Origin of the sequence: Acidovorax sp. WCS2018Noco2-16, assembly GCF_031843945.1 — a bacterium.
GTDB lineage: Bacteria > Pseudomonadota > Gammaproteobacteria > Burkholderiales > Burkholderiaceae_C > Paracidovorax.
This window is the reverse complement of record NZ_JAVTJJ010000010.1, coordinates 1-22,631: the sequence shown is the minus strand read 5'-3', so window position 1 is coordinate 22,631 and position 22,631 is coordinate 1. Positions and strand designations below refer to the sequence as shown.

The 22,631-nt window shown below is 67.5% G+C and carries 21 protein-coding genes and 1 tRNA gene; 14 read left to right on the top strand and 8 right to left on the bottom strand.

All coding sequences use genetic code 11. From position 1 onward, the window contains the following. Window positions 1–84: 84 nt before the first annotated feature. Both RQI28_RS16580 and RQI28_RS16575 read left to right on the top strand, forming a co-directional pair. The gene (locus tag RQI28_RS16580) at window positions 85–2,607 is read left to right on the top strand and encodes an FtsX-like permease family protein (protein WP_311222403.1); all 2,523 of its coding nucleotides are present in this window, start codon (window positions 85–87) and stop codon (window positions 2,605–2,607) included. A gap of 107 nt (window positions 2,608–2,714) precedes the next feature. Next, entirely contained in the window at window positions 2,715–3,122 is a 408-nt protein-coding gene (locus RQI28_RS16575; protein WP_311222402.1) for a group II truncated hemoglobin, read from the top strand. 36 nt (window positions 3,123–3,158) lie between these two features. On the opposite strand, the gene RQI28_RS16570 is transcribed toward RQI28_RS16575, so the two are convergent. Further along, window positions 3,159–5,330 carry a TonB-dependent siderophore receptor gene (locus RQI28_RS16570; RefSeq protein ID WP_311222401.1) on the bottom strand — a complete coding sequence of 724 codons (2,172 nt, stop codon included), beginning with the start codon at window positions 5,328–5,330 and terminating at the stop codon, window positions 3,159–3,161. 138 nt (window positions 5,331–5,468) lie between these two features. Continuing rightward, window positions 5,469–5,846 carry a hypothetical protein gene (locus RQI28_RS16565; RefSeq protein ID WP_311222400.1) on the bottom strand — a complete coding sequence of 126 codons (378 nt, stop codon included), beginning with the start codon at window positions 5,844–5,846 and terminating at the stop codon, window positions 5,469–5,471. A 134-nt stretch (window positions 5,847–5,980) separates the two neighbouring features. On the opposite strand from RQI28_RS16565, the gene RQI28_RS16560 reads away from it, so the two are divergent. After that, window positions 5,981–8,053 (top strand): bifunctional 2',3'-cyclic-nucleotide 2'-phosphodiesterase/3'-nucleotidase, encoded by a 2,073-nt coding sequence (locus RQI28_RS16560; protein ID WP_311222399.1) that lies wholly within the window; start codon window positions 5,981–5,983, stop codon window positions 8,051–8,053. Window positions 8,054–8,172: 119 nt separating this feature from the next. Here RQI28_RS16560 and RQI28_RS16555 read toward each other — a convergent pair whose 3' ends face one another. Beyond that, complete coding sequence (locus tag RQI28_RS16555; RefSeq protein ID WP_311222398.1) at window positions 8,173–8,817, bottom strand: PepSY domain-containing protein; 645 nt, start codon at window positions 8,815–8,817, stop codon at window positions 8,173–8,175. A 123-nt stretch (window positions 8,818–8,940) separates the two neighbouring features. Here RQI28_RS16555 and RQI28_RS16550 point away from each other — a divergent pair, with 123 nt between their 5' ends. The 3 genes from RQI28_RS16550 to RQI28_RS16540 all read left to right on the top strand — a co-directional run bounded on the left by RQI28_RS16550 (window position 8,941) and on the right by RQI28_RS16540 (window position 11,892). After that, on the top strand, window positions 8,941–9,675 hold the full coding sequence (locus tag RQI28_RS16550; protein ID WP_311222397.1) for a PepSY domain-containing protein: 735 nt from the start codon (window positions 8,941–8,943) through the stop codon (window positions 9,673–9,675). Then, on the top strand, window positions 9,675–10,349 hold the full coding sequence (locus RQI28_RS16545) for a response regulator transcription factor (protein WP_311222396.1): 675 nt from the start codon (window positions 9,675–9,677) through the stop codon (window positions 10,347–10,349). The genes RQI28_RS16550 and RQI28_RS16545 overlap by 1 nt, the downstream gene beginning before the upstream one ends. A gap of 151 nt (window positions 10,350–10,500) precedes the next feature. Continuing rightward, the gene (locus tag RQI28_RS16540; protein ID WP_311222395.1) at window positions 10,501–11,892 is read left to right on the top strand and encodes a sensor histidine kinase; all 1,392 of its coding nucleotides are present in this window, start codon (window positions 10,501–10,503) and stop codon (window positions 11,890–11,892) included. A 118-nt stretch (window positions 11,893–12,010) separates the two neighbouring features. Here the strand turns inward: RQI28_RS16540 and RQI28_RS16535 are convergent, their stop codons facing one another. From RQI28_RS16535 to radC, 3 genes are read right to left on the bottom strand one after another with little or no spacing between them, the layout of a single operon-like run. Further along, window positions 12,011–12,679, bottom strand: a complete 669-nt coding sequence (locus tag RQI28_RS16535; RefSeq protein WP_311222394.1) for a Smr/MutS family protein — start codon at window positions 12,677–12,679, stop codon at window positions 12,011–12,013. A gap of 23 nt (window positions 12,680–12,702) precedes the next feature. After that, the gene (locus RQI28_RS16530) at window positions 12,703–13,848 is read right to left on the bottom strand and encodes an esterase-like activity of phytase family protein (protein ID WP_311222640.1); all 1,146 of its coding nucleotides are present in this window, start codon (window positions 13,846–13,848) and stop codon (window positions 12,703–12,705) included. Window positions 13,849–13,859: 11 nt separating this feature from the next. Beyond that, entirely contained in the window at window positions 13,860–14,558 is a 699-nt protein-coding gene (gene radC, locus RQI28_RS16525; RefSeq protein WP_311222393.1) for a DNA repair protein RadC, read from the bottom strand. Between the two features lie 51 nt (window positions 14,559–14,609). Here radC and RQI28_RS16520 point away from each other — a divergent pair, with 51 nt between their 5' ends. The 3 genes from RQI28_RS16520 (at window position 14,610) to RQI28_RS16510 (ending at window position 17,648) form a co-directional block, all read left to right on the top strand. Beyond that, the gene (locus RQI28_RS16520; RefSeq protein WP_311222392.1) at window positions 14,610–15,104 is read left to right on the top strand and encodes an FKBP-type peptidyl-prolyl cis-trans isomerase; all 495 of its coding nucleotides are present in this window, start codon (window positions 14,610–14,612) and stop codon (window positions 15,102–15,104) included. 4 nt (window positions 15,105–15,108) lie between these two features. Beyond that, on the top strand, window positions 15,109–16,107 hold the full coding sequence (gene ispH / locus RQI28_RS16515) for a 4-hydroxy-3-methylbut-2-enyl diphosphate reductase (protein WP_311222391.1): 999 nt from the start codon (window positions 15,109–15,111) through the stop codon (window positions 16,105–16,107). Between the two features lie 185 nt (window positions 16,108–16,292). Beyond that, window positions 16,293–17,648, top strand: coding sequence for a hemolysin family protein (locus RQI28_RS16510; protein WP_311222390.1), 1,356 nt, complete (start codon window positions 16,293–16,295; stop codon window positions 17,646–17,648). A gap of 82 nt (window positions 17,649–17,730) precedes the next feature. Here RQI28_RS16510 and RQI28_RS16505 read toward each other — a convergent pair whose 3' ends face one another. Next, window positions 17,731–18,408, bottom strand: a complete 678-nt coding sequence (locus RQI28_RS16505) for a CBS domain-containing protein (protein WP_311222389.1) — start codon at window positions 18,406–18,408, stop codon at window positions 17,731–17,733. Between the two features lie 200 nt (window positions 18,409–18,608). Between RQI28_RS16505 and RQI28_RS16500 the strand changes: the two genes are divergently transcribed. The 5 genes from RQI28_RS16500 (at window position 18,609) to RQI28_RS16480 (ending at window position 22,097) form a co-directional block, all read left to right on the top strand. After that, window positions 18,609–19,550 (top strand): threonine/serine dehydratase, encoded by a 942-nt coding sequence (locus RQI28_RS16500; RefSeq protein ID WP_311222388.1) that lies wholly within the window; start codon window positions 18,609–18,611, stop codon window positions 19,548–19,550. A 44-nt stretch (window positions 19,551–19,594) separates the two neighbouring features. Beyond that, entirely contained in the window at window positions 19,595–20,911 is a 1,317-nt protein-coding gene (gene serS, locus RQI28_RS16495) for a serine--tRNA ligase (protein ID WP_311222387.1), read from the top strand. Between the two features lie 111 nt (window positions 20,912–21,022). Continuing rightward, complete coding sequence (locus RQI28_RS16490; protein WP_311222386.1) at window positions 21,023–21,535, top strand: DUF1993 domain-containing protein; 513 nt, start codon at window positions 21,023–21,025, stop codon at window positions 21,533–21,535. Window positions 21,536–21,594: 59 nt separating this feature from the next. Continuing rightward, window positions 21,595–21,684, top strand: a tRNA-Ser gene (locus tag RQI28_RS16485). A gap of 233 nt (window positions 21,685–21,917) precedes the next feature. Next, on the top strand, window positions 21,918–22,097 hold the full coding sequence (locus tag RQI28_RS16480) for a CsbD family protein (RefSeq protein WP_311222385.1): 180 nt from the start codon (window positions 21,918–21,920) through the stop codon (window positions 22,095–22,097). Window positions 22,098–22,206: 109 nt separating this feature from the next. Here RQI28_RS16480 and RQI28_RS16475 read toward each other — a convergent pair whose 3' ends face one another. Further along, entirely contained in the window at window positions 22,207–22,455 is a 249-nt protein-coding gene (locus RQI28_RS16475) for a hypothetical protein (RefSeq protein ID WP_311222384.1), read from the bottom strand. Between the last annotated feature and the right edge of the window lie 176 nt (window positions 22,456–22,631).

The following is a 22,631-nucleotide window of genomic DNA, read 5'->3' as shown; positions in this document are numbered from 1 at the left end:
GCGGGCGTGGTCGGCGGTTCAAGGTGCACCACGCATTGCCCCCTGGCGCCGCCCCGGCACGGCATTTGCGATAACGTCGCCGCCATGCAATTTTCATTTATCCGCGTCGGCTGGCGAACCCTGTGGCGCGATCTGCGTGCGGGCGAGCTGCGCCTGCTCATCGTGGCCGTCACGCTGGCCGTGGCCGCGCTCACATCCGTCGGGTTCTTTGCCGACCGGCTGCAGGGCGGCTTGAAGCGCGACGCCCTGCAATTGCTGGGGGGCGACGCCGTCATCGTCAGCGACAACCCCACGCCGGCCGCCTTTGCCGAGCGCGCCAAGGCGCTGGGGCTGTCGGCGGCCACCACGCTGGGGTTTCCCACCATGGGCCGGGCGGACGACGCGCAGGGTGGCGCCAGCCGGCTGGTGGCGCTGAAAAGCGTGGAGGCGGGCTACCCGCTGCGTGGGCAGATGCGCACGGCCGACGCACCCGGCCAGCCGGGCCAGGCGACGCAAGGCATTCCCGCGCCTGGCGAGGTCTGGGTCGACGCCCCGGTGCTGGAATCGCTGGGCCTGGCCATGGGCGACCGGCTGTGGCTGGGCGATGCCACGTTGCGCATCGCCCGCATCATCACGCTGGAGCCGGACCGAGGCGGTGGCTTCATGAGCTTCGCGCCACGTGTGATGGTCAACGCCGCAGACCTGCCGGCCAGCGGCCTGGTGCAGCCCGCCAGCCGGCTGACTTATCGGTTCGCGGTGGCGGGCGACGCCGCTGCCGTGCGCCAGTTCAGCGAATGGGCGGACAAGGCCGTGCACCTTCCTGACGTGCATGGCGTGCGGGTCGAATCGCTGGACAGCGGCCGCCCCGAGATGCGCCAGACGCTGGAGCGGGCGCAGAACTTTCTCAGTCTGGTCGCGCTGCTGGCCGCGCTGCTGTCGGCCGTGGCCGTGGCTCTGGCCGCGCGTGGCTTTGCCAACGACCACCTGGATGCGGCTGCGCTGCTGCGCGTGCTGGGCCAGAGCCAGCGCGCCATCGCCGGCAGCTACATCGTCGAATTCACGCTCATCGGCCTCTTCGCCAGCGCGCTGGGCGTGGCCCTGGGGTTTGCCGTGCACCACGTGTTCGTGCTGCTGCTGGCCGGGCTGGTGGAAACCGCGCTGCCCGCCGCCAGCCTGTGGCCGGTGGCTTTCGGGCTCGGCATGGGCCTGACCCTGCTGTTCGCCTTCGGCCTGCCGCCGGTGCTGCAACTGGCGCAGGTGCCGCCACTGCGCGTCATCCGCCGCGACTTAGGCGGCCTCAAGCCCGCATCGCTGGCGGTGCTGGGCGTGGGCGTGGCGGGGTTCGCCGCGCTGTTGCTGGCTGTCAGCAGCGACCTGAAGCTGGGGCTGATCGCGGTGGGCGGCTTTGCCGGCGCGGTCGTGCTCTTCGCCGGCCTGGCCTGGGGCGCCGTCAAGCTCTTGCGGCGCAGCGTGAACGAAGCTACCGCGCCGCGCTGGCTGGTGCTGGCCACGCGGCAGATTTCGGCGCGGCCCGTGTACGCGGTCGTGCAGGTCAGCAGCCTCGCGGTGGGCCTGCTCGCACTGGTGCTGCTGGTGCTGCTGCGCACCGACCTCATCAGCAGCTGGCAGCGGGCCACCCCGGCCGATGCGCCCAACCGCTTCGTCATCAATGTCATGCCCGACCAGGCCGACGCATTTCAGCAGGCATTGCGGGGCGGCGGCGTGCGGCAGTACGACTGGTACCCGATGATCCGCGGCCGGCTGGTGGCCATCAATGGCCGCACCACCAGCCTGGACGACTACACCGAAGACCGCGCCAAGCGGCTGGTGGACCGCGAATTCAACCTGTCGAACGCGGCCGATGCGCCGGCGCACAACCAGATCGTGGCAGGCCGCTGGACGGCGGGCGCGGCAGACGAAGTCAGCGTGGAAGACGGCATCGCCAAGACCCTTGGCCTGAAGCTGGGCGACACCCTGCGCTTCGACGTGGGCGGCGTGTTGAGCGAGGCGCGCATCACCAGCCTGCGCGAGGTGGACTGGGGCTCGCTGCGCGCCAATTTCTTCGTGATGTACACGGCCGCCAGCATGCCGCCCGAGATGCCCATCACCTACCTGGCCGCCTACCGGGCGCCGGATACGCCGGGCTTCGACAACGCGCTGGTGCGGGCCTTCCCCAACATCACCAACGTGGACATGAGCGCCACGCTGGCCCAGGTGCAGAACGTGCTGCGGCAGGTGATCCGCGCGGTCGAATTCCTGTTCGGCTTCACGCTGGCGGCCGGCCTGGTGGTGCTGTTCGCCGCTGTCAGCGCCACGCGGGAGGAGCGCGCGCGGGAATACGCCATCATGCGGGCCGTTGGCGCGCAGGCGCGGCTGCTGCGCCAGGTGCAGCGGGCCGAGCTGGCGGGCGTGGGTCTGCTGGCCGGCTTTCTGGCCAGCAGCGTGGCGGTGGCCGTGGGCTGGGCCCTGGCGCGCTTCGTGTTCGACTTCACCTGGACGGCGCAGCTGTGGGTGCCGCTGGCCGGTGCGCTGGCGGGCGCCGTGCTGGCGCTGGCGGCGGGTTGGTGGGGCATGCGCGAGATCCTGCGCCGCCCCGTCATGCAGACGCTGCGCCGGGCGGCCGAATGACAGCATTCATTTGCTATTAAAATAATAGCTACTAGCGCTTGATGGATAAGCGCTAGAGGCCAATTTGACTCATATATAGCCGGTGGGCCTCATCGGCGCTGACCGCCATGACTTCTCCCGACGCCCCTGCCCCTGCCGCCACACCGTTTGAATGGATCGGCGGCGAGCCTGCCGTGCGCGCGCTGGTGGACCGCTTCTACGACCTGATGGACCTGGAGCCCGCCTACGCCGCGCTGCGCGCCGCACACGGCAGCACGCTGGCCGACGCACGCGACAAGCTCTTCTGGTTTTTGTGTGGCTGGCTGGGCGGGCCCGACCATTACCAGAGCCGCTTCGGCCACCCCCGGCTGCGCGCGCGGCACATGCCGTTTTCCATCGGCATCAAGGAACGCGACGAGTGGGTGGCATGCATGGACCAGGCCATGCAGGAAACGGGCGTGCCCGAGGCGCTGCGCGCGCGCCTGAAGGAAAGCTTCATGGGCACGGCGGACTGGATGCGCAACCGCGGCGGTTGAGCCTCCAGTCCGGCGCTTTCGGTGGCGGTCAGCCCGTCAGAACCGCGCCTGCAGCCCCACCGTCACCGTGCGCTCCGCGCCCGGCGTCACCCACACGCGGCTGTACGAGCTGGTGTAGTGCGTGCGGTCGAACACGTTGTCCACGTCCAGCGTCAGGCGCAGCGCGGGCGTCAGGCGCCAGTAGGCGACCAGCTTGGCGGTGGTGTACGCGGGCAGGTCGAACGCGGGCGTGCCCGCGTTGGCCTCTGCCTGCGTGCGCGTCTGGCCCAGCCGCCGGCCCACGTACGTTACGCCGCCGCCCACGCCGTAGCGCTGTCCATTGGCCAGGGCGTTCTCGTACATCGCCAGCATGCTGCCGGTCACACGCGGCACGTTCAGCAGGCGGCCGCCTGCTTCCAGCGTGTTGTCGCGCGTGATCTCGACGTCGTTCAGCACCAGGCTGGCATTCAGGCGCCAGCGGGCGGACAACTGGCCCGCCAGGTCGAATTCGGCGCCCCGGCTGCGCACTTCGCCTGCGGCTGCCGAAAAACCGCTGTTCAGCGGGTCGGCCGTCAGCACGTTGCTTTTGCGGATGTCAAAGAGCGCGGCGGTTGCGCCCATGCGCTGGTCGGCGCTTTCCCACTTGGCGCCCAATTCCAGCGCGCGGCCGCGCTCTGGGTCGAAGCCGGCGGTGTTCACGTCCGAGCCCACGTTCGGGCGGAACGAGCGGCCCGCGTTGGCATACACCGTCCACTGCGACGTAGGCAGCCAGCTCAGGCCGATGCGCGGCGACGTGGCCGATGGGGTCTGGCGGTCGGTGCGCGCCGTGCGGCGGTTCTCCAGCGACTGCGTGTAGTTGTCCATGCGCAGGCCCGCCACCAGGCGCCACTGCGGCGCGAGCTTGATCGCATCCTGCACATAGAACGCCGTGTTGCGCTGCTGCTCGCGCGTGTCGGTGTTGGGGCCGGGCGTGGGCTGTGGCTGGCCGTAGACCGGATCGAAGATGTCGATGGCATAGGGCGCGGCGGCTGAGGGGTTGGCGCGCAGCATCAGAGAATTCATGTGGAAGCGAAAGCTCTCCACGCCGAACAGCAGTTCATGCTCCACCGCCCCCGTGGCCACCGTGCCTTGCAGCTCGGCCTGCACCGCCGTGTCGTCGGAAGAATAATCGCGATAGCGGCGCTGGCGCGTCAGCGTGCGGCCGTCGGCGCGCAGTGCAGTGGCCTCGGTCGAAAAGCCGTCGATGGACGTTTCGCGGTACGACAGGCCCAGCCGGCTGCGCCAGTTGGGGCTCCATTCATGGCTCAGCAGCACTTGGTGCGTCTGGTTTTCCACCGTCACGTCGCCGTCGCCGGGCTCGCCCAGAAAACGGCTGACCGGCACGGCGCCCAGCTGGTTGTTCACCGCCACCACGCCCCGGTCCAGCGGCGTGGAGTGGCGCAAAAATTCGCCCGTGTATTCCAGCAGCGTGTCGCGGCCGAGCTTCCAGGTGAAGCCCGGCACGATCACGCGGCGCTCGGCGCTCACATGGTCGCGAAAGCTGTCCTTGTCTTCCACCGCCACGTTCAGCCGGTAGGCGAAGTTGTCACCAATGGGGCCGGTGCTGTCCAGCGTGCCGCGCTTGAGGCCGTTGCTGCCGGCATAGGCTTCCACCGCGTTGGCGGCCTTCCACTGCGGGCGCTTGGAGACGATGTTCAGCGTGCCGCCCGGCTCGCTGCTGCCGTAGAGCGCGGCGGCCGTGCCCTTGAGGAATTCGATGCGCTCCACACCCGCCAGGTCGCGCGGCGCGTTGAAGCCCCGGTTGGACGACAGGCCGTTGAGCAGCGTGGCCATGCCCGTGTTCTCGTTGCCCGGCAGGCCGCGAATGGCGATGTTGTCCCACAGCCCGCCGAAATTGTTCTGGCGCGACACGCCGCCCACGTAGTCGAGCACGTCATCGAGTTTGGTGGCGCCCAGGTCGTCAATGGCCTGACGGGTGACGATGCGCACCGACTGCGGCAGCTCGCGCAGCGGCAGGTCGGTCTTGGCGCCAGCCGCTTCTTCGGCGTGGTAGGCGCCGGACTCGGTGCGGCCCACGATGTCGATGGTGGACAGCTCGGCCACGGGTGGCTCGACTGCCGTCTGGGCCAGCGCGGGCGCCGGGGCGCCGAAGCAGGCGGCCAGGGCGAGTGCGAGCGGCAGCGGGCGCAGGGCCGGGCGACGTGGCGTGCGGAAGGAAGGATGGGACATGGAAAGACCAATGAAAAAAAGAGGGCGCCCGGCCGGCCTGGCCGCGCGCGAACACACGGAGCCGCTCCGCATGGAGGCGGACCGGCGCTGATACGACAAACGACGTGGTGCGTAAAAAAAAGGGCGGGCGTGCCGGCTTCAGCCGAACGCCGCGCCAGCGCCGCGCGGAGGGTCGCGCGAGGCAAAGCGCCAGTGGCCTGGGTGCGCCGAGGCCACGGCAGTGTGCGGTGCCACCGCGCTGCTGCCTGCGCTGGCTGCCACCGCCTGGCCGCAGTCCGGCAGCATGCCATCGCCGGCCTGGGTGTAGGCATGGCACCAAGCGCACAGGCCATAGGCTTCTTCGCCATGGCTGTCGGGCGCCGTGTCGGTCGATGCACGCAGGGCATCGCCTTCGGCCTGCGCCACCTCGGCTACCAAACCCCGCAAGTGCCGGGCTTCGTGTAACGGCATGCCGATGGCCGTGTGAAAGAACACGGCCCACAGCAGCAGGCGTAACAGAAGCGGGTATGCAGGCATGGGGGGCGGCCATCATACCGAGGGGCGTGGGTGCATCGGCGTGAGCGCAACACACGGACGGTCACGGGACTGTCAAACCCCTGTCAACATGGGTGCCGACACTCGGCGGTTTGCTTCATCCACGAATGCCCCACATGCCGCACCTCGACCGACCGGGCCACGCCCATCTCGCACCGCTCTCCGTTTCTTTCCGCCTGGCCGCCCTGGGCGTGGTCAGCGCCGCATTGCTCAGCGCCTGCGGTGGCAGCGATGACGACGACGAAGTGGCGGTGCGCCCCGCCACGGCCACGCTGGCCGTGCTGGAGACGACCGACCTGCACTTCAACGTGCGCAGCTACGACTATTTCAAGCTGGCCGAAGACAAGACCTACGGCTTCGAGCGCACCGCCGCGCTGGTGCGCCAGGCCCGGGGCGAATTCGCCAACACCCTGCTGGTGGACAACGGCGACACCATCCAGGGCACGGCGCTGGCCGACTACGAAGCCGTGGTGAACCCGATCGCCTGCACGCAGCAGCTGTCGATGTACAAGGCCATGGGCGCGCTGGGCTTCGACGCCGGCACGCTCGGCAACCACGAATTCAATTACGGCCTGCCGTTCCTGAACCAAGTGCTGGGCGGCGGGCTGGACGTGGAGGGCGTGGACGCCAGCCGCAAGTGCGCCGGCAACGGCTACCCGATGGCGCTGGCCAACGTGTACAGCAGCAAGACGAAGAAGCCGCTGGTGCAGCCCTATACCGTGCTGGAACGCACGATGGTGGCCAAGGATGCCGACGGCAAGGAGGTCAAGCTGCCCATCAAGATCGGCGTGATCGGCTTCACCACGCCCGGCATCCTGAACTGGGACAAGCGCTACCTCGACGGCAAGGTCTACACAGAAGGCGCCGTCGAATCCGCCCAGAAGTACGTGCCCGAGCTGCGCGCCAAGGGCGCCGACATCGTCGTCGCGCTGCTGCACGGCGGGCTCGATGCGTCGGCCTATTCGCCCACCATGGAAAACCCCGGCCTGCACCTGTCGAAGGTGGCTGGCATCGACGCCATGGTGATGGGCCACCAGCACAGCGTGTTCCCCGACACCGCAGCCACGCCTGCCTACACGCAGGCCGGCGTGGACAACAAGGCCGGCACCATCAACGGCGTGCCGGCCGTCATGGCCAGCTCGTGGGGCAAGTCGCTGGGCGTGATCCGCATGGCGCTGAAGTGGGACGGCAAGGCGTGGAGCGTGGACAAGGCCGCCACCAAGAGCGAGCTGCGCAACATCCAGACGAAGAACGCCGCCGGCGCCACCGAGTTCGTCGCGCCTGACGCGGCCATTGCGCCGCTGGTCGAAACCCAGCACCAGGCCGCCATCACCTACGTGAAGACGCCCATCGGCACCACCGACTTCCGCATGAGCACCTTGTTCGCCGACGTGGGCGACCCGGGCGCCATCCAGGTCGTGAACCAGGCGCAGCAGGCCTACGTGGCGGCCTACATCCAGGCCAACCTGGCGCAGTACAAGGACCTGCCCGTGCTGTCGGTGAGCGCACCGTTCAAGTCGGGCTTTCAGGGCGGCGCCGACTACACCGATGTGGCCGCCGGCCCGCTGTCCATCAGCAGCGCGGCCGACCTGTACCTCTACCCCAACACGGTCTATGCCGTGAAGGTGAACGGAGCCGACATCAAGACCTGGCTGGAGGCGGCCGCCCAGCGCTTCAACCAGATCGATCCGGCGCGCACGACCGAACAGCCGTTGATCAGCACCTTTCCGGGCTACAACTTCGACATGTTCACCACGCCCGATGTGCAGTACGAGATCGACGTGACCCAGCCACGCGGCAGCCGCATCAAGAACCTGGCGTACAAGGGCCAGCCGATCAACCCGGCGCAGGAATTCGTGATCGCCACCAACAACTACCGCGCCACCAGCGGCAAGAGCTTCAGCGACAAGCTCGACGGCTCCGGCACCATCTGGGCGTCGCCCGACGCCAACCGCGACGTGGTGATTGACTTCATCCGCAAGAACCCCGGCGTGACGCGCACGGCCAACGGCGCGGCCAAGAGCTGGCGCTTCACCCAGGTCGCCACGGCCGGGCGGGTGGTGTTCAGCTCGGGCGCCGGTGCCCTGCCAGCGGCGCAGGCGGCAGGCCTGGCGAATGTGTCGCTGCTGGCGGCCGATGACGGCACGGGCAAGGGCACGTCCAAGTACCGGATCGACCTGTCGAAGTAGTAAGCCGGCTGAGTGCGCAAAGGCCGACGCCGGGTTGTGCCCGACATCGGCCTTTGTCAAAAATGATAGCTGCCAGCGCTTGATGAATAAGCGCTGGAGGCTATTTTGACTTGAATTGATCAGTCGTCCAGACGTTCGCGCAGCACCTTGCCGGTGTTGGGGTCCACGCGCAGTTCCACGGCCTGGTTGGCGGTGTTGACGGCATCGGCTTCCCAGAAGCCTTCGTCGAACTCGATGCCGTGGATGCGGGTGTAGCCGGCCTGCTGCAGGGCCTGCAGCACCTGGTCGGCGCCCAGCGCTGGCTGGTTGTTGACCGTGCCGCCGTCTCGGCCGACCTGGCTCAGCACTTCCAGCGTGACGGGGTGCAGCACCAGCTCCACCTTCGCGCTTTGGGGCGACTGGCGGGCCTCTGCTTCCCAGAAGCCGTCGTCCAGTTCCACGTCGTGCACCAGGGCGTAGCCGCTGGCACGCACTTTATCGGCCACCTGCGCTACGCTGGGCAGCGCGGTGCCGATGTCGGTCTTGCGCACGGTGGTGAGGCTGCCGTCCGCGTCATTGACCAGCACGTCCACGCGCACGCCGTCCAGCGCCAGCGCGTCGGCCGTCCAGTAGCCGTAGCGCTTTTGCAGGTCTTGCGGCGCCACGTACTGGTGCTGGGTGATCACGTTGATGGCTTCCTGCGGGGTCAGCGCCCAGGCCATGGAGGGCAGGGCGGATGCAGCGGCTGCGGCGGCGATGGTCAGGGTCAGAACGGTCTTCTTCATGGTGCTTTCCTTCCGGGTTGGCGGTGGTTGAAAAAATCTGGGGGCAGTGTGCAAAACCGTTCCTAAACCCACCATGAAGCGCTCGTTCATGGGCCGTTTAACAGCGCCCGCAATAATCTCGCGATGAAAAAAAGGATTTGGAATAGCTGGGTGCGCAGCGCGGCCTGCGCTGCGTTGGCGCTGGCGTGCGCGCAGGCCCCGGCCGCCGAGCAGGATGCCGCGCGGCGCGGCGTGCTGAACGGCCAGCTCAAGCCGCTCAACAGCATCATTGCGGACATCGGCCGCCAATATGGCGGCCGCGTCATCGACGTGGAGACCAAGCACGGCCGCAAGGGCGAACTGCGCTACGAGATCAAGATCATCGACGCCAAGGGCGACAAGCAGGAGGTGCTGGTGGACGCCGCCACCGGCTCCGTGGTGGCGCAAGAGCGCGATTGGCCCACCCAGCCCGTGGCGCTGGCGCAGATGGCCCGGTACGTCAAGCAGCTGGAACAGCGGTACGGATCGCGCGTGGTGAATGCGGAATTCGAGCGCGATGCGCAGGGCAAGGCGGTGTACGAGGTCAAGCTGTCCGACAAGCCTGCGGGCGAGATGAAGCTGCTGGTGGACGTGAACACGGGCGAGGTGTTGACGCCGCCCGAAGCGGGGGCTGCGACGGCATACCCTAAGTCGATGGCCGTGATGCTCGAATCGCTGCGGCCGCGCTTTTCTGGCCTGGTGCTGGAGGTGGAGCTGGAAACCGACCACCGCCGCCGCCCGTATTACAGCGTGGAATTGCAGCAACCCAACGGCTTCAAGCTCGAGCTCGAAGTCGATGCCGTCAGCCTGGAAGTGACGCGCCAGAAGGTGGACGACTGATGCGCATCCTGGTGGTGGAAGACGACGTGGCGCTGGCCGAGCAGTTGCAGGCGGCGCTGGAGGCCGCGGGCTTTGCCGTGGACGTGGAGCATGACGGCGAGGCCGCATCGTTTGCCGGCAGTGCCGAGGCCTACAGCGCCGCCGTGCTGGACCTGGGCCTGCCGCGCAAGGACGGCCTGAGTGTGCTGCGCGACTGGCGCGATGCGGGCCGCGGTTGGCCGGTGCTGGTGCTCACGGCCCGCAACCGCTGGAGCGACAAGGTGGCCGGCTTCAACGCCGGTGCCGACGACTACCTGACCAAGCCGTTTTTGATGGACGAAGTGGTGCTGCGCCTGCGCGCCATGCTGCGCCGCACGGCCGGCTCGGCCGCTGCCGTGCTGCGCGCGGGGCCGCTGGAATACGACGTGGTGCAGGGCCGCTTTTCGCTGCAGGGCCAGAGCCTGCAGCTCACCGCGCAGGAGCACAAAATTCTGGCGTACTTCATGCACCACCCCGGCAAGCTGCTCACGCGCGCCGACATCAGCGAGCACGTGTACGCGCGGGATTTAGACCCGGACTCCAACACGCTGGACGTGCTGATAGGCCGCATCCGCCGCAAGTTGGGCGGGGCGCCGCAAGTGGTGACCGAGCGCGGCCAGGGCTTTCGGCTGGTGGCGGCCGAGGCGGCAGGCTGATGCCCGGCCGGGGTGCGCGATGACGCAGATCGAACCGGGTCAGGCCGCCGCGGCGGCTTCGTCAGATTCGGCACCCGCAGCCCCTGCGCCGACTCCCACGCCGGCTGCCAGGGGCTTTTCTGCATGGGCGTTGGCCTTGGCCCAGTGGCCCATGGCCACGCGCATCGCGCTGCTGGCGCTGGTGCCCATGCTGCTGCTGGTGGCAGTCGGCGGGCTGTGGCTGCGCGGGCAAATGCAGCAGAGTTTGCTGGGCAGCTTCGAGCAGGTGCTGCGCGAGAAGGCCCAGCGCGTGGGTGCGCGCCTGCACCTGGGCCCGCAGGGCGAGCTGCGCGAGGCCAGCAGCGGCGCCGACGAATTCAGCGCCATCTACGCCGGCTGGTACTGGCGCGCGCAGGCCGGCAGCCAGGTGCTGCGCTCGCGATCGCTGTGGGACATGGACAGCCTGGCCGTCGAGCCGCAGGCGGTGCATCGCTCGTCCGGGCTGCACCTGGCCACCGGGCCGCTGCAGGAGCCCCTGCTGTCGCTGGCCCAGCCGATCAGCCTGGGCCAGCCGCCCGTGCCGGTGGCGCTGACGGTTTATGGCCCCGCGGACCAGCTGCAAAGCAGCATGCGGCAGATCGACCGCACCCTGGTGCTGGCCGGCCTGATGTTGATGGCGCTGGCGGGGGTGCTGGCCTGGCTGCAGGTGCGTGTGGGCCTGGCGCCGCTGCGCCGGCTCGAAGCGCTGCTGGCAGCCCTGCGCGCGCCGCAGGGCGCCGGGCCCGACGTGGCCGAGCACCTGGCCGCCCCCACCGGACGCGACCTGCAGCCGCTGCAGAACGAACTGGCCGGCCTGCTGGCGCACAACGCGCATGTGGTGGCCCGTGCGCGCGCCCATGCGGTGGACCTGAACCACGCGCTGAAAAAACCCTTGGCGTTGCTGAGCGCACAGGCCAGCGCGCAGCGCCAGGTGCCCAGCAGCGAGGTGCGCAGCCAGGTCGAGGCCATGGCCCAGCTGGTCGACCGATACCAGGCGCGCACCCTGAGCGATGCGCTGCACGCCCACCCCGGCGCCACGGGGCAGGCGGTGGACGTGCGCGAATGCGCGCTGCAGCTGCTGCGCATGATGGAGCGCCTGCATGCCGCGCAAGAGCTGGACTGGTCGCTGCAAGACCACGCCCCAGGCCCCTTACTGTGGCGCGGAGAGCGGGCCGACCTGGAAGAGGTGCTGGGCAACGTGCTGGACAACGCCGGCAAATGGGCCGCCTCGCGCGTGCGGCTGACGCTGTCGGTGCAGGGGGCCGCCGAGCAGGCCGGCCTGCTGCTGGACATCGAGGACGACGGCCCCGGCATGACGGCCGATCAGCTGCAGGCGGCCGGCCAGCGCGGCGTGCGCTTTGACGAATCGGTGCAGGGCAGCGGCCTGGGCCTGGCCATTGCGAGCCAGATCGCTCTGGCCTACGGCGGCCGGCTGGAGCTGCGCCGCAGCGACGACCTGAAGGGCCTGGGCGTGCGGCTGCAGATGCAGGGCCTGGCGCGGGGCATGCGCACCCGGGCCGGCTGAGGCGGCGCCGCCCAGCGGGGCGACACCATCCACCAAGGCGCCCTGAATGATATTGCTATTGAATTAATAGCTAGACGCGCTTGATGGATAAGCGCTAGAGGCCAATTTGGCTTGAAATCTAGCTGGGTGGGTTCATGCGGCGTCGGCTCGGCTGCAGTAGCACCACCAGCGCCCCCGCGCCGCCTTCGGCCGGCCGGGCCTGCACAAAGGCCAGCACTTCCTTTTTCTGTACCAGCCAGCGTTGCACGCGGCCTTTGAGCACCGGCGTCTTGCCCGGCGAGCCCAGCCCTTTGCCATGCACCACTCGCACGCAGCGCAGGCCGGTGCGGTGGGCCACGCGCACGAATTCGCCCAGCGCCTCGCGTGCCTCGTCAATGCGCAGGCCGTGCAGGTCCAGCTGGCGCTGAATGGTCCAGTGCCCGGCGCGCAGCCGGTGCGTCACGTCCGCGCCGATGCCTGGGCGGCGAAAGCTCAGCTGATCGTCCACGTCCAGCAGCGTGCTCACGTCGAATTCGTCGCTGATGGATTCGAGCAGCACGCGCTCTTCGTCCAGTTCGCGCTGCACAGGCAGTGGCTCGGGCGGCGCGAGCTGGTGCCAGCGCCGCTCAGCCGTGCCGCGCAGCGCCTGCACGGGGCCGACCGCGTCTTGGAACAGCATGCGCTCGGCGCGGGCACGCCGCGCCGCTTCCTGCCGATCGCGCAGGCGCTGCGCCTCGCGCTCGGCGGCTTCGGCCAGCGCCTGGCGCAGCGGCTTCAGGTCTTGCAGGGAATGGACTTTGAGCGTCATGGAACGCTGGTTGTACCTGATGCCTACTGCCCGCCCTGCACGCCCAGGTATTCGGCCGCAATGAATTGCGTTATTTGCGCTGGGTTGAAGTTGTCGTCGCTGACGAAGACGATCACCCGGCCGCCGCCCGGCAGTGGTGGCCCCCAGGCAATGCCCTCCAGGTTGTCGAGCGTGCCTGCGCCCAGATGGTCCAGGTCGGCCACCAGGGTCTTGGGCGCGGCGGTGTGGTTGCCGACAGCCAGTTGCTGCAGCGCCAGCGTGTCGCTGCCCGCACGCGTGTCGATGCGGTACAGGCGCGCGGAAAAGCCGGCGCCGGCGCTGTAGCCGCGCTCGAGCACCAGCAGGTGGTGCGGGCCGTCGGCGAGGATCTCGCTCACGCCGTTCAGCTGCGGCCCCCACGGGATGCGCCGGGCGGCGGCGATGGCGCCCGGCACGTAGGCGATCTGGCGCTGCGGCTGGCCGCTGGCCACGTCGATGGCGGTGATGCGCAACGGCCCGCCGGGCGCGGCCAGCGTGGGGCGCGGGCCGTCCTGCAGCCAGGCGGCTTCCATGGCCAGCCAGGCGGTGTGGCCATCAGGTGTGAGCGCCAGGCCTTCGAGCGTGGCGTTGGAGCGCGGCCCGCGGCCCTGCGCCGGCGTGAACGCGGGCGGCAGTGGCAGGTCGCGCACCGCCGTGCCGTCGATGCGGCTTTCGCGCAGCTGCGGGCCGAAGCCGCGTGCGAAGTCGCCCTCGCTGGCCCACAGAAAGCGCTCGCCGCCGGGCAGCCAGCGCACGGCCTCGGCGTCGGGCACGTCGATGTCGGGCGTGGGGTTGCGCGGCGATGGAAACGGCACGCCGCTCGCATGCCGCAACGTGGCCACGCCGGTGATCGCGGGTGTATCGAGGCGGCCAGCCGTGTAACGCAGCGTGGCCGTGTAGATCCGCGCCGGCTGCAGGAACGAGCGGTCGTCGCTGATGAGCAGCCAGCGGCCGCTGGGCGCGTCGTGGTCGATGCCGGAGATGCCGCCGAAGGTGCTGCCCAGCACCTCGGTGCCAGGGGCGATGGTGGCCGTGCCGATCAGGCGCAGGCCAGGCGTTTCAGCAGCCGGGACCGGCGCTTTGCCGAGGGGCGCGCATGCGGCAAGGGCCAGCAACAGCGCCGGCAGGGCGGCGATGCGCGCACGGCGCATGTCGGCGCCGCTCACACCAGCCCCGCCTCCGCCATCGACATGGCCGCACTTGGCGCCACGATCACATGGTCGAGCACACGCACGTCGATCAGTGCCAGCGTGGTCTTGAGCGTGCGGGTCAGGGCCTCGTCGGCGCGGCTGGGCTGCACGCTGCCGCTGGGGTGGTTGTGTGCCAGCACTACGGCGGCGGCGTGGTGGTGCAGGGCGCGCAGCACCACTTCGCGCGGGTAGACCGATGTTTGCGTGAGCGTGCCGCGAAACAGTTCTTCCAGCGCAATCAGGCGGTTCTGGCTGTCGAGGAACAGCACCGCGAACACCTCATGCGCCTTGGCGGCCAGGTGCAGCTGCAGGTAGTGCTTGACCGCATCTGGCGAATCAAAAACCTCGCGTTCACGCAGCTGCTGGTGCAGCGCGCGGCGGGCCAGTTCCAGCACGGCGACCAGCTCGGCGCGCTTGGCGGGGCCCAGGCCCTTGATGCGTTTCAGGTCGTCGGCGCTGGCGTGTAGCAGGCCGGCGATGCCGCCGAACCCGCCGGCACCAGCTGCATCGGGCGGGCTCAGCAGCTCCTGCGCCATCTGCAGCACGCCCTTGCCCTGGATGCCGGTGCGCAGCAAAAGGGCGAGCAGTTCGGCATCCGTCAGCGCTGACGGGCCGCGCGCCAGCAGTTTCTCGCGCGGCTGCGAATCGGTGGGCAGGTCTTTGATGGCCATGGGGGATTGCCCGGTTTCCTACAATGGCGGCAGTTTATCGAGACCCGCCCCATGACCCTCGCCGCCTCTTCTTCCACCGCCCCCGATGTTGCCGCGCCCACGGTGCCGACCGTGCAGGAGACATCGTTCCTCACGCTGCACTACCGCCTGGCCGGCCCGGCAGGCGACGTGATCAACACCTTTGATGGCAAGCCGGCCACGCTGTCGCTGGGCGCGGGCGAGCTGTCGCCCGCCGTGGAGCAGCGCCTGCTGGGCCTGCCCGAAGGCACGCGCACCACGTTCGAGCTGCCCGCAGGCGAGGCATTCGGCGAGCACAACCCCGAGATGCAGCAGTGGGTGGCCGCCAAGCTGATGGCCGACCTGGGCGACCCCGACGAGCGCTACACCGTGGGCGACGTGGTGCAGTTCCCCACGCCCGACGGCCTGGGGCAATACGCCGGCGTGGTGCTGGATGTGCGCGAAGACGGCGCTGTGCGCTTTGACTTCAACCACCCGCTCGCCGGCCAGCCGGTGACGTTCGAAGTCGAACTCATCGGAGTGCTCTGACGCCATGGCCGTGCAGCCCAACGAAATCATCCTGGCCGAGCCACGCGGCTTTTGCGCCGGGGTCGACCGCGCCATCGAGATCGTGGAGCGCGCGCTCACGAAGTTCGGCGCGCCCATCTACGTGCGCCACGAGATCGTGCACAACACCTATGTGGTCAACGACCTCAAGACCAAGGGCGCCATCTTCATCGAAGACCTGGCGGACGTGCCGCCAGGCGCCACGCTGGTGTTCTCGGCCCACGGCGTCAGCCGCGCGGTGCAGCAAGAAGCCCGTGACCGCGGCTTTTCCATCTTCGACGCCACCTGCCCGCTGGTGACCAAGGTGCACGTCGAAGTGGCCAAGCTGGCCCGCGAAGGCTACGAATTCATCATGATCGGCCACAAGGGCCACCCCGAAGTGGAAGGCACCATGGGCCAGCTGGACCATGGCATCCACCTGGTGGAGGACGTGGCAGACGTCGCCCGCGTGCAGCCGGCGCAAACCGAGAAGCTGGCCGTGGTCACGCAGACCACGCTCTCCGTGGACGACGCGGCCGAGATCACCGCTGCCGTGCGCACGCGCTTTCCGCAAGTGCGCGTGCCCAAGCAGCAAGATATTTGCTATGCCACGCAGAACCGGCAGGACGCGGTGAAGGTGCTCAGCGGCCAGGTCGACCTGGTGATCGTGGTGGGCAGCCCCACCAGCTCCAATAGCAACCGCCTGCGCGAGCTGGCCGCGCGGCTGGGCACGTCGGCCTACATGGTCGACAGCGCCGCCGAACTGCGCCCCGAGTGGTTCGAAGGCGTGGCGCGCGTGGGCCTGACGGCCGGTGCGTCGGCCCCGGAAGTGCTGGTGCGCGAGGTGGTGGATCGCATCAAGGCCATGGGCGCGGTATCGGTACGCAAGATGGACGGCATCGAGGAGTCGATCAAGTTCCCGCTGCCCAAGGGCCTGAAGATCGACGCGGCGACGGGCCTGGAGATCAGCGTGCGCACACCAGAAACCGGGCCGGCTGCACGCTGATTGCTATATAAATGATAGCTGCTTGCGCTTGATGCATAAGCGCTTCAGCCTTATTTGGCTTGTATTTCCGCTGCCAGGCGGCGCACAGCCCGCCTGGGCGCAGAGCCCTTGAAAACCCCGGGCGGCGTCAGACTTCTTACAATTTGCATCTGTCTGACTCCGAGGAAGCCGCTCGCTTCCCCTTTATGGAAATCGCAATACTTTTCGCCCTCATCCTCCTGAATGGCCTTTTCGCCATGTCGGAGCTGGCTCTGATCTCGGCCCGCAAGACCAGGCTGCAGAAGCTGATAGATGAGGGCGACAGCGGCGCACTGGCCGCCGTGAAGCTGGGCGAAGACCCCACCCGTTTTCTCTCCACCATCCAGATCGGCATCACCTCGATCGGTGTGCTCAACGGTATCGTCGGCGAGGCCGCATTGGCCGAACCCCTGGGCGAATGGCTGCGCTCCCTGGGCCTGTCCGACAAGGCCGCCGGCTACACGGCCACCGGCGTCGTCGTGATGGTCATCACTTATTTCTCCATCGTCGTCGGTGAACTGGTGCCCAAGCGCCTGGGCCAGAGTTACCCCGAAACATTGGCCCGTTTGGTGGCACGTCCCATCAACTGGCTGGCGATAGCGACCAAGCCCTTCGTTCGGCTGCTGTCCGCCTCTACCCAGGCGCTGCTGCGCCTTCTGGGCGTGAAGGAAAACGGCGCCAGCGCCGTGACCGAGGCCGAGATCCATGCGGTGCTGGCCGAAGGCACCAGCGCCGGCGTGATCGAGTCGCATGAACACCAGATGGTGCGCAACGTGTTCCGGCTGGACGACCGCCAGATCGGCTCGCTGATGGTGCCCCGCGCCGACGTGGCCTACCTGGACGTGGAAGAGCCGTTCGAGGAGAACCTGCGCCGCATCGAAGAATCCGACAACGCCCGCTTTCCGGTGGTGCGCGGCGGCATGGAGAACGTGCTGGGCGTGCTGAACGCGCGCCAGTGGCTGACGCGCACCCTGCGTGAAGGGCAGGGCGTGATCGTGGGTGACGCGCACACGAAGGGGCGCGATTTGTCGGCGCAGCCGCTGCAGGCGGCGCTGTACGTGCCGGAAACCATCACCGGCATGGAACTGCTGGACAACTTCCGCGAGTCCGACCTGCACATGGCTTTCGTCATCGACGAATACGGCGAGGTGCAGGGCATCGTCACGCTGCAGGATCTGATCGAAGCCATCACCGGCGAATTCCACGCGCGGGACCCTGAAACCTCCTGGGCCGTGCAGCGCGAAGACGGCAGCTGGCTGCTGGACGGCCACATCCCCGTGCCGGAACTGAAAGACCGGCTGGACCTGGCGTCCGTACCCGAAGAAGACCGTGGCCGCTACCACACGCTGAGCGGCATGGTCATGCTGCTGACCGGCAAACTGCCCAAGGTGACCGACACCGTGCAGTGGCAGGGTTGGCAGTTCGAGGTGGTGGACATGGACGGCAAGACCATCGACAAGGTGCTGGCCAGCCCGATGCCGACGATGGACATTGCCGAGAATTCGCTGGCGCTGAACGACTGAGAGCGACCGACACCGACTGAAGGCGATGCGCGCCGCTGATTCGGCCGGCCCCGGCAGGCCTTGCTGAGTCGGCGCTGCCGCTTCAGCTCCAGAGATCCAGCGGCGGGTCGGCCGCCACGGCGCGCAGGATGTCGGTGCGCGAGATGAAGCCGCTGAGCGTGCCGTATTCGTCAGTCACCGGCAGGCCGGGCAGGCCCGTATCGAGCAACACGGCCGCCACGCGGCGCAGGTCTGTCTCTTCGGACACCGTGGGCACGGGGCTCACCATCACTTCATGCACCGGCCGCCGGGCCAAGGCGATGGCGTCCTTCACCGCGCCGGGCTCGGGCAGCAGATCCAGCGGCGCCATGTCGGCCCGCAGCAGCAAGCCCACCACCTGCTTTTGCGCATTGACCACGGGCGCTTGCGCCACATGCTGCTCGGCCATCGTCTGCCAGGCATCGTTCACCCGCACGTCGGGCGGCACGGTCAGTGCGCCCTCGGTCATCACATCCTTGACGCGAGACAGCGGCTGGCGGGGCTCCTGCGGGCCTTGCTCGGTCTGGACATAGGCGGCGACCGCCTGCGCCAGCATGCCCACGGGCGGTGTGGCGGAGGCAGCCTGGTGTGCCGATGCTGGCAGCGGGTCGGGAATCGGCTCGTCCAGCTCGCGCGTGCGCAGGGCCTGCGGGCGCTGCACCCGGCGCACGGGCGCCACCTGCCCCAGCTTGTCCGGGCCACCGCGGTACATCTGCCCTGACGGCCCAAATACAAAGAACATCGACTGACCTCCGGTTGGCAAAAGGGCGCTCGCCCTGGCCAGCGCTTCAAGCCATGTTATCGACCAGCCTGGCCGGCGCTGCAGGACGCCTGTGTATCCGCTTGTGCGCCAAGCACTGCAGAGGGGCTGCGGATGTGGCTGCGACGGCGATCCGAGTCTTCTAAACTGCTGGGTTCGCTCAAGTGCCAAGGAAGGATTGAATGTCTGATCGCTCTGCCATTGCTGCCGCCAGAACACGGCTGGCGTCGTACTCCGACTTTCTGCGCACAACGCCGCTGTGGCGGCTCAACGGCGCCGCATTGGGCGTGCCTTGCAAGGAGGTGTGGCTCAAGCTGGAACACCTGCAGACTGGCGGCAGCTTCAAAGCGCGCGGCATGATGAACCGGTTGGCGTCCCATACGCTGCCGCAGAGCGGCGTGATCATTGCGTCGGGCGGCAATGCGGGCATTGCCACGGCGGCCGCTGCCCGCGCGCTGGGTGTGCGCTGCGAGGTCTTCGTGCCCGAGGTGTCGCCCGAGGCCAAACGCGCCCGGCTGCGTGACCTGGGCGCCGAGGTGATGGTGCGTGGCGCGGCCTATTCCGAGGCGCTGCAAGCCTGCCTGGAACGCCAGCAGGCCACTGGCGCGCTGCTGACGCATGCCTACGACCAGCCGGAGGTCGTCGCGGGCGCCGGCACACTCGCCCTGGAAATCGAAGAGCAGGCCGGCGGCCTGCCCGACACGCTGCTGGTCAGCGTTGGCGGCGGCGGCCTCATCGGCGGCGTGGCAGCCTGGGTCGACAGCCGCGCGCAAGTGGTGGCCCTGGAGCCCGAGCGCGCGCCCACGCTGCACAGCGCGCGTGCCGCAGGGCAGCCCGTCGATGTCGAGGTGGGCGGTGTTGCCGCCGATTCGCTGGGTGCGCGCCGCATCGGCGACATCGCCTGGCACGTGGCGCAGCGCCATGTGCACCAGTCGCTGCTGCTGACCGATGCATCCATCCGCGCCGCCCAGCAGTGGCTGTGGCGCGAACTCAAGCTGGCGGTGGAACCCGCCGCCGCCCTGGGGCTGGCCGCGCTGCAAAGCGGCGCCTATCGCCCGCGCGCCGATGAAACCGTGGCGCTCATCCTGTGCGGTGCCAACTGCGACCCGGCCGGCATTGCCTGAGGCCGTGAAGGGCAGGGCGCCGCGGGCCACTAAAATCGCCGGCTATGCTCGACATCCTCCTTCTTCGCAAAGACCTCGATTCCGCCATCGCGCGGCTGGAAACCCGCAAAAAGCCGCAGGCTTTTTTGAACGTGGAGGCGTTCCAGTCGCTGGAGTCTGAACGCAAGACGCTGCAGACCCGCACCGAGGAGCTGCAATCCCAGCGCAACCAGTTGTCCAAGCAGATCGGCATGCTGATCAGCCGGGGCGACAAGGACGGCGCGGAAGCCGCCAAGGCCCAGGTCGCAGCGTCGAAGGTGGAGCTGGAGCAGTCCGCCACCCGCCTGGAGCAGATCCAGTCAGAACTGCAGGCCATGCTGGTGGCCGTTCCCAACCTGCCCCATGCCAGCGTGCCTGTGGGCGGCGACGAACACGGCAACGTCGAAGTGCGCCGCTGGGGCACGCCGGGCACGTTCGAGTTCGACGTAAAAGACCACGTGGACGTGGGCACGCCGCTGGGGCTGGATTTCGACATGGGCGTGAAGCTGTCGGGCTCGCGCTTCACGGTCATGAAGGGCGGCATCGCCCGCCTGCATCGGGCTCTGGCGCAGTTCATGCTCGACGTGCAGACCAGCGAACACGGCTACACCGAGTGCTACGTGCCCTACGCCGTCAACGTCGATTCGCTCAAGGGCACCGGCCAGTTGCCCAAGTTCGAGGGCGACCTGTTCGCTGCCAAAAAGGGTGGGCAGGACGGCGAGCCCGTGCCAGACAACGCAGCGCTCTACCTCATTCCCACCAGCGAAGTGCCCCTGACCAACTTCGTGCGCGACCTGGTCGTGCCCGAGGCCGAGTTGCCCCTCAAGCTCACGGCGCACACGCCCTGTTTTCGCTCCGAGGCCGGCAGCTACGGCCGCGACACGCGCGGCATGATCCGCCAGCACCAGTTCGACAAGGTCGAAATGGTGCAGATCGTGCACCCCGACAAGAGCTACGACGCGCTGGAAGAGATGACTTCTCACGCAGAAGCCGTGCTGCAAAAGCTCGGCCTTCCGTACCGCGTGATGCTGCTATGCACCGGCGACATGGGCTTTGGCGCCGCCAAGACCTACGACCTGGAAGTGTGGCTGCCCGCGCAGAACACCTACCGCGAGATCAGCTCGATCAGCAACTGCGAAGCCTTCCAGTCGCGCCGCATGCAAGCGCGTTTCAAGAATGCGCAAGGCAAGAACGAATTGCTGCACACGCTGAACGGATCGGGCCTGGCCGTGGGCCGTACCCTGGTGGCGGTGCTGGAGAATTACCAGCAGGCTGATGGCAGTGTGGTGATTCCGGAAATTCTCCGTCCCTATTTGGGCGGCATGGCCGTGCTGGCACCCTGAGCTCTGTGAAGCTTTCGTCAGAATGCGTACGCAGGCATCCGCTCCGTGCTGCCTGCGCCCTGTTCTCTGCCGGTTTTTTGCCGGCACCCTTTCTTTCAGAATCGATTCGCAATGACTGCCTTCATGTACACCGCCAGCGTCCCCGTTTTTCGCCAGATGCTCGGCTCGCTGAAAGACGTGCTTTCCAAGACCGAAGCACACGTCACCGCGCGCAAGATCGATGCGGATGCGCTGCTGCAGGCGCGGCTGTTCCCTGACATGTTCCCGTTGGCGCGGCAGGTTCTGGTGGCATGCGACTTCGCCAAAGGCATCGCCGCACGACTGGCTGGCGCTGCAGTCCCGTCGCTGCCCGATGCCGAGCGCCCCGGTTTCGCTGATCTGCAAGCGCGGCTCGACGCTGTGCTGGCGTTCATGGATGGCCTGCCAGCGGCCGCGTTCGAAGACGCCGCCTCGCGCCAGATCACGCTGCAGCCCGGCACGGCGCGCGAGAAGCAGTTCTCTGGTGAGCACTACCTTCTGCACTACGGCTTGCCGCAGTTTTTCTTCCACGTGAATGCCACGTACGCCATCGCGCGACACAACGGCGTGGAACTGGGCAAGCGCGACTACATGGGGAAGTACTGAGCCATCGGGAAGCGCGGGAAGCGACGAACTTCCTGCTAGAATCCCGGCTTCGACACACAGGAGAGGTGGCAGAGTGGTCGAATGTACCTGACTCGAAATCAGGCGTAGTGGCAACACTACCGTGGGTTCGAATCCCACCCTCTCCGCCACTGACAAAGCCCCGATGCTATTTAAACCATAGCGCGGGGCTTTTTCTTTTGGTGTGCGGTTTCGTTTGGCTGGAATGCGTAAGTCACTTCCGTTCTGTCGTTTGTAGTCCCGCGCTTACTACTTGAACGGGTTTCTTCTTTCCGGTACTGATTCTTCGGCCGCCTACGATCGAATCCGTGATGCATCGCTTATTTGCCATGCGCACACTACATCAATCGAAAGGGTCAAGAATATGAACACCGATCAAGTCAAGGGCGCTTTGAAGGATGCAGCTGGCAAGGTTCAGGAAAAGACGGGGGAACTGGTCAACAGCCCAGAGCAGCAAGCCAAGGGAATCGCTAAGCAGGTAGAAGGCACCGCGCAAAAGAGCTACGGTGATGCGAAAGAGAACATCAAGGACGCCACTAAGTAATCGGTGTTTGGACTAGCCGCTTTAACAGTGGCTGAAACAAGAGCCCCGGCGCAGTGATGTGCAGGGGCTCTTTGTTTTGTGAATATCTTTAGCGAACACCACAAGGTGACTATTCAACGCATGCCGGGTTGAATGAGGAGTAGCTAGCGCTAGCTCCGGTTGTGTTTATGTTGGCCGTTATCTCAAAATCACGTTCAAGAATTGGTTCATGGTCAAATTGATGACTTTTCTTTCCGTTTTTGGCGCGCTCGCGGCGCTCTTCTTTGCATATCACTACGGCGTGTTCTGAGGCGCTTTCAAGACCGCCCACGCTGCAGTTGAACAGGGCATGCAGCAGTTTCACGCCTGCGATGTGCATGACGCGGAATTCGCGACGTTGCAGTCACCGGGCGCTCAAACGGCGTAGCCGGCCATCGGGTATTGGTAACTGTCAGTATCACCCATTGGTAGTTGGCAGGATGGCAATGACCAGATTGAACGCCCGCTTAAAAAGGGCGCCGCAGCTTGGCATGAGGACTGGGGCAAACAGACGTG

What these genes read in the sequence shown, in the direction of transcription:
- RQI28_RS16580 (WP_311222403.1), top strand. Translation starts at nt 85, where the DNA reads ATGCAATTTTCATTTATCCGCGTCGGCTGGCGAACCCTGTGGCGCGAT.
- RQI28_RS16575 (WP_311222402.1), top strand. Translation starts at nt 2,715, where the DNA reads ATGACTTCTCCCGACGCCCCTGCCCCTGCCGCCACACCGTTTGAATGG.
- RQI28_RS16570 (WP_311222401.1), bottom strand. Translation starts at nt 5,330, where the DNA reads ATGTCCCATCCTTCCTTCCGCACGCCACGTCGCCCGGCCCTGCGCCCG.
- RQI28_RS16565 (WP_311222400.1), bottom strand. Translation starts at nt 5,846, where the DNA reads ATGCCTGCATACCCGCTTCTGTTACGCCTGCTGCTGTGGGCCGTGTTC.
- RQI28_RS16560 (WP_311222399.1), top strand. Translation starts at nt 5,981, where the DNA reads ATGCCGCACCTCGACCGACCGGGCCACGCCCATCTCGCACCGCTCTCC.
- RQI28_RS16555 (WP_311222398.1), bottom strand. Translation starts at nt 8,817, where the DNA reads ATGAAGAAGACCGTTCTGACCCTGACCATCGCCGCCGCAGCCGCTGCA.
- RQI28_RS16550 (WP_311222397.1), top strand. Translation starts at nt 8,941, where the DNA reads ATGAAAAAAAGGATTTGGAATAGCTGGGTGCGCAGCGCGGCCTGCGCT.
- RQI28_RS16545 (WP_311222396.1), top strand. Translation starts at nt 9,675, where the DNA reads ATGCGCATCCTGGTGGTGGAAGACGACGTGGCGCTGGCCGAGCAGTTG.
- RQI28_RS16540 (WP_311222395.1), top strand. Translation starts at nt 10,501, where the DNA reads ATGGCCACGCGCATCGCGCTGCTGGCGCTGGTGCCCATGCTGCTGCTG.
- RQI28_RS16535 (WP_311222394.1), bottom strand. Translation starts at nt 12,679, where the DNA reads ATGACGCTCAAAGTCCATTCCCTGCAAGACCTGAAGCCGCTGCGCCAG.
- RQI28_RS16530 (WP_311222640.1), bottom strand. Translation starts at nt 13,848, where the DNA reads ATGCGCCGTGCGCGCATCGCCGCCCTGCCGGCGCTGTTGCTGGCCCTT.
- radC (WP_311222393.1), bottom strand. Translation starts at nt 14,558, where the DNA reads ATGGCCATCAAAGACCTGCCCACCGATTCGCAGCCGCGCGAGAAACTG.
- RQI28_RS16520 (WP_311222392.1), top strand. Translation starts at nt 14,610, where the DNA reads ATGACCCTCGCCGCCTCTTCTTCCACCGCCCCCGATGTTGCCGCGCCC.
- ispH (WP_311222391.1), top strand. Translation starts at nt 15,109, where the DNA reads ATGGCCGTGCAGCCCAACGAAATCATCCTGGCCGAGCCACGCGGCTTT.
- RQI28_RS16510 (WP_311222390.1), top strand. Translation starts at nt 16,293, where the DNA reads ATGGAAATCGCAATACTTTTCGCCCTCATCCTCCTGAATGGCCTTTTC.
- RQI28_RS16505 (WP_311222389.1), bottom strand. Translation starts at nt 18,408, where the DNA reads ATGTTCTTTGTATTTGGGCCGTCAGGGCAGATGTACCGCGGTGGCCCG.
- RQI28_RS16500 (WP_311222388.1), top strand. Translation starts at nt 18,609, where the DNA reads ATGTCTGATCGCTCTGCCATTGCTGCCGCCAGAACACGGCTGGCGTCG.
- serS (WP_311222387.1), top strand. Translation starts at nt 19,595, where the DNA reads ATGCTCGACATCCTCCTTCTTCGCAAAGACCTCGATTCCGCCATCGCG.
- RQI28_RS16490 (WP_311222386.1), top strand. Translation starts at nt 21,023, where the DNA reads ATGACTGCCTTCATGTACACCGCCAGCGTCCCCGTTTTTCGCCAGATG.
- RQI28_RS16480 (WP_311222385.1), top strand. Translation starts at nt 21,918, where the DNA reads ATGAACACCGATCAAGTCAAGGGCGCTTTGAAGGATGCAGCTGGCAAG.
- RQI28_RS16475 (WP_311222384.1), bottom strand. Translation starts at nt 22,455, where the DNA reads ATGCACATCGCAGGCGTGAAACTGCTGCATGCCCTGTTCAACTGCAGC.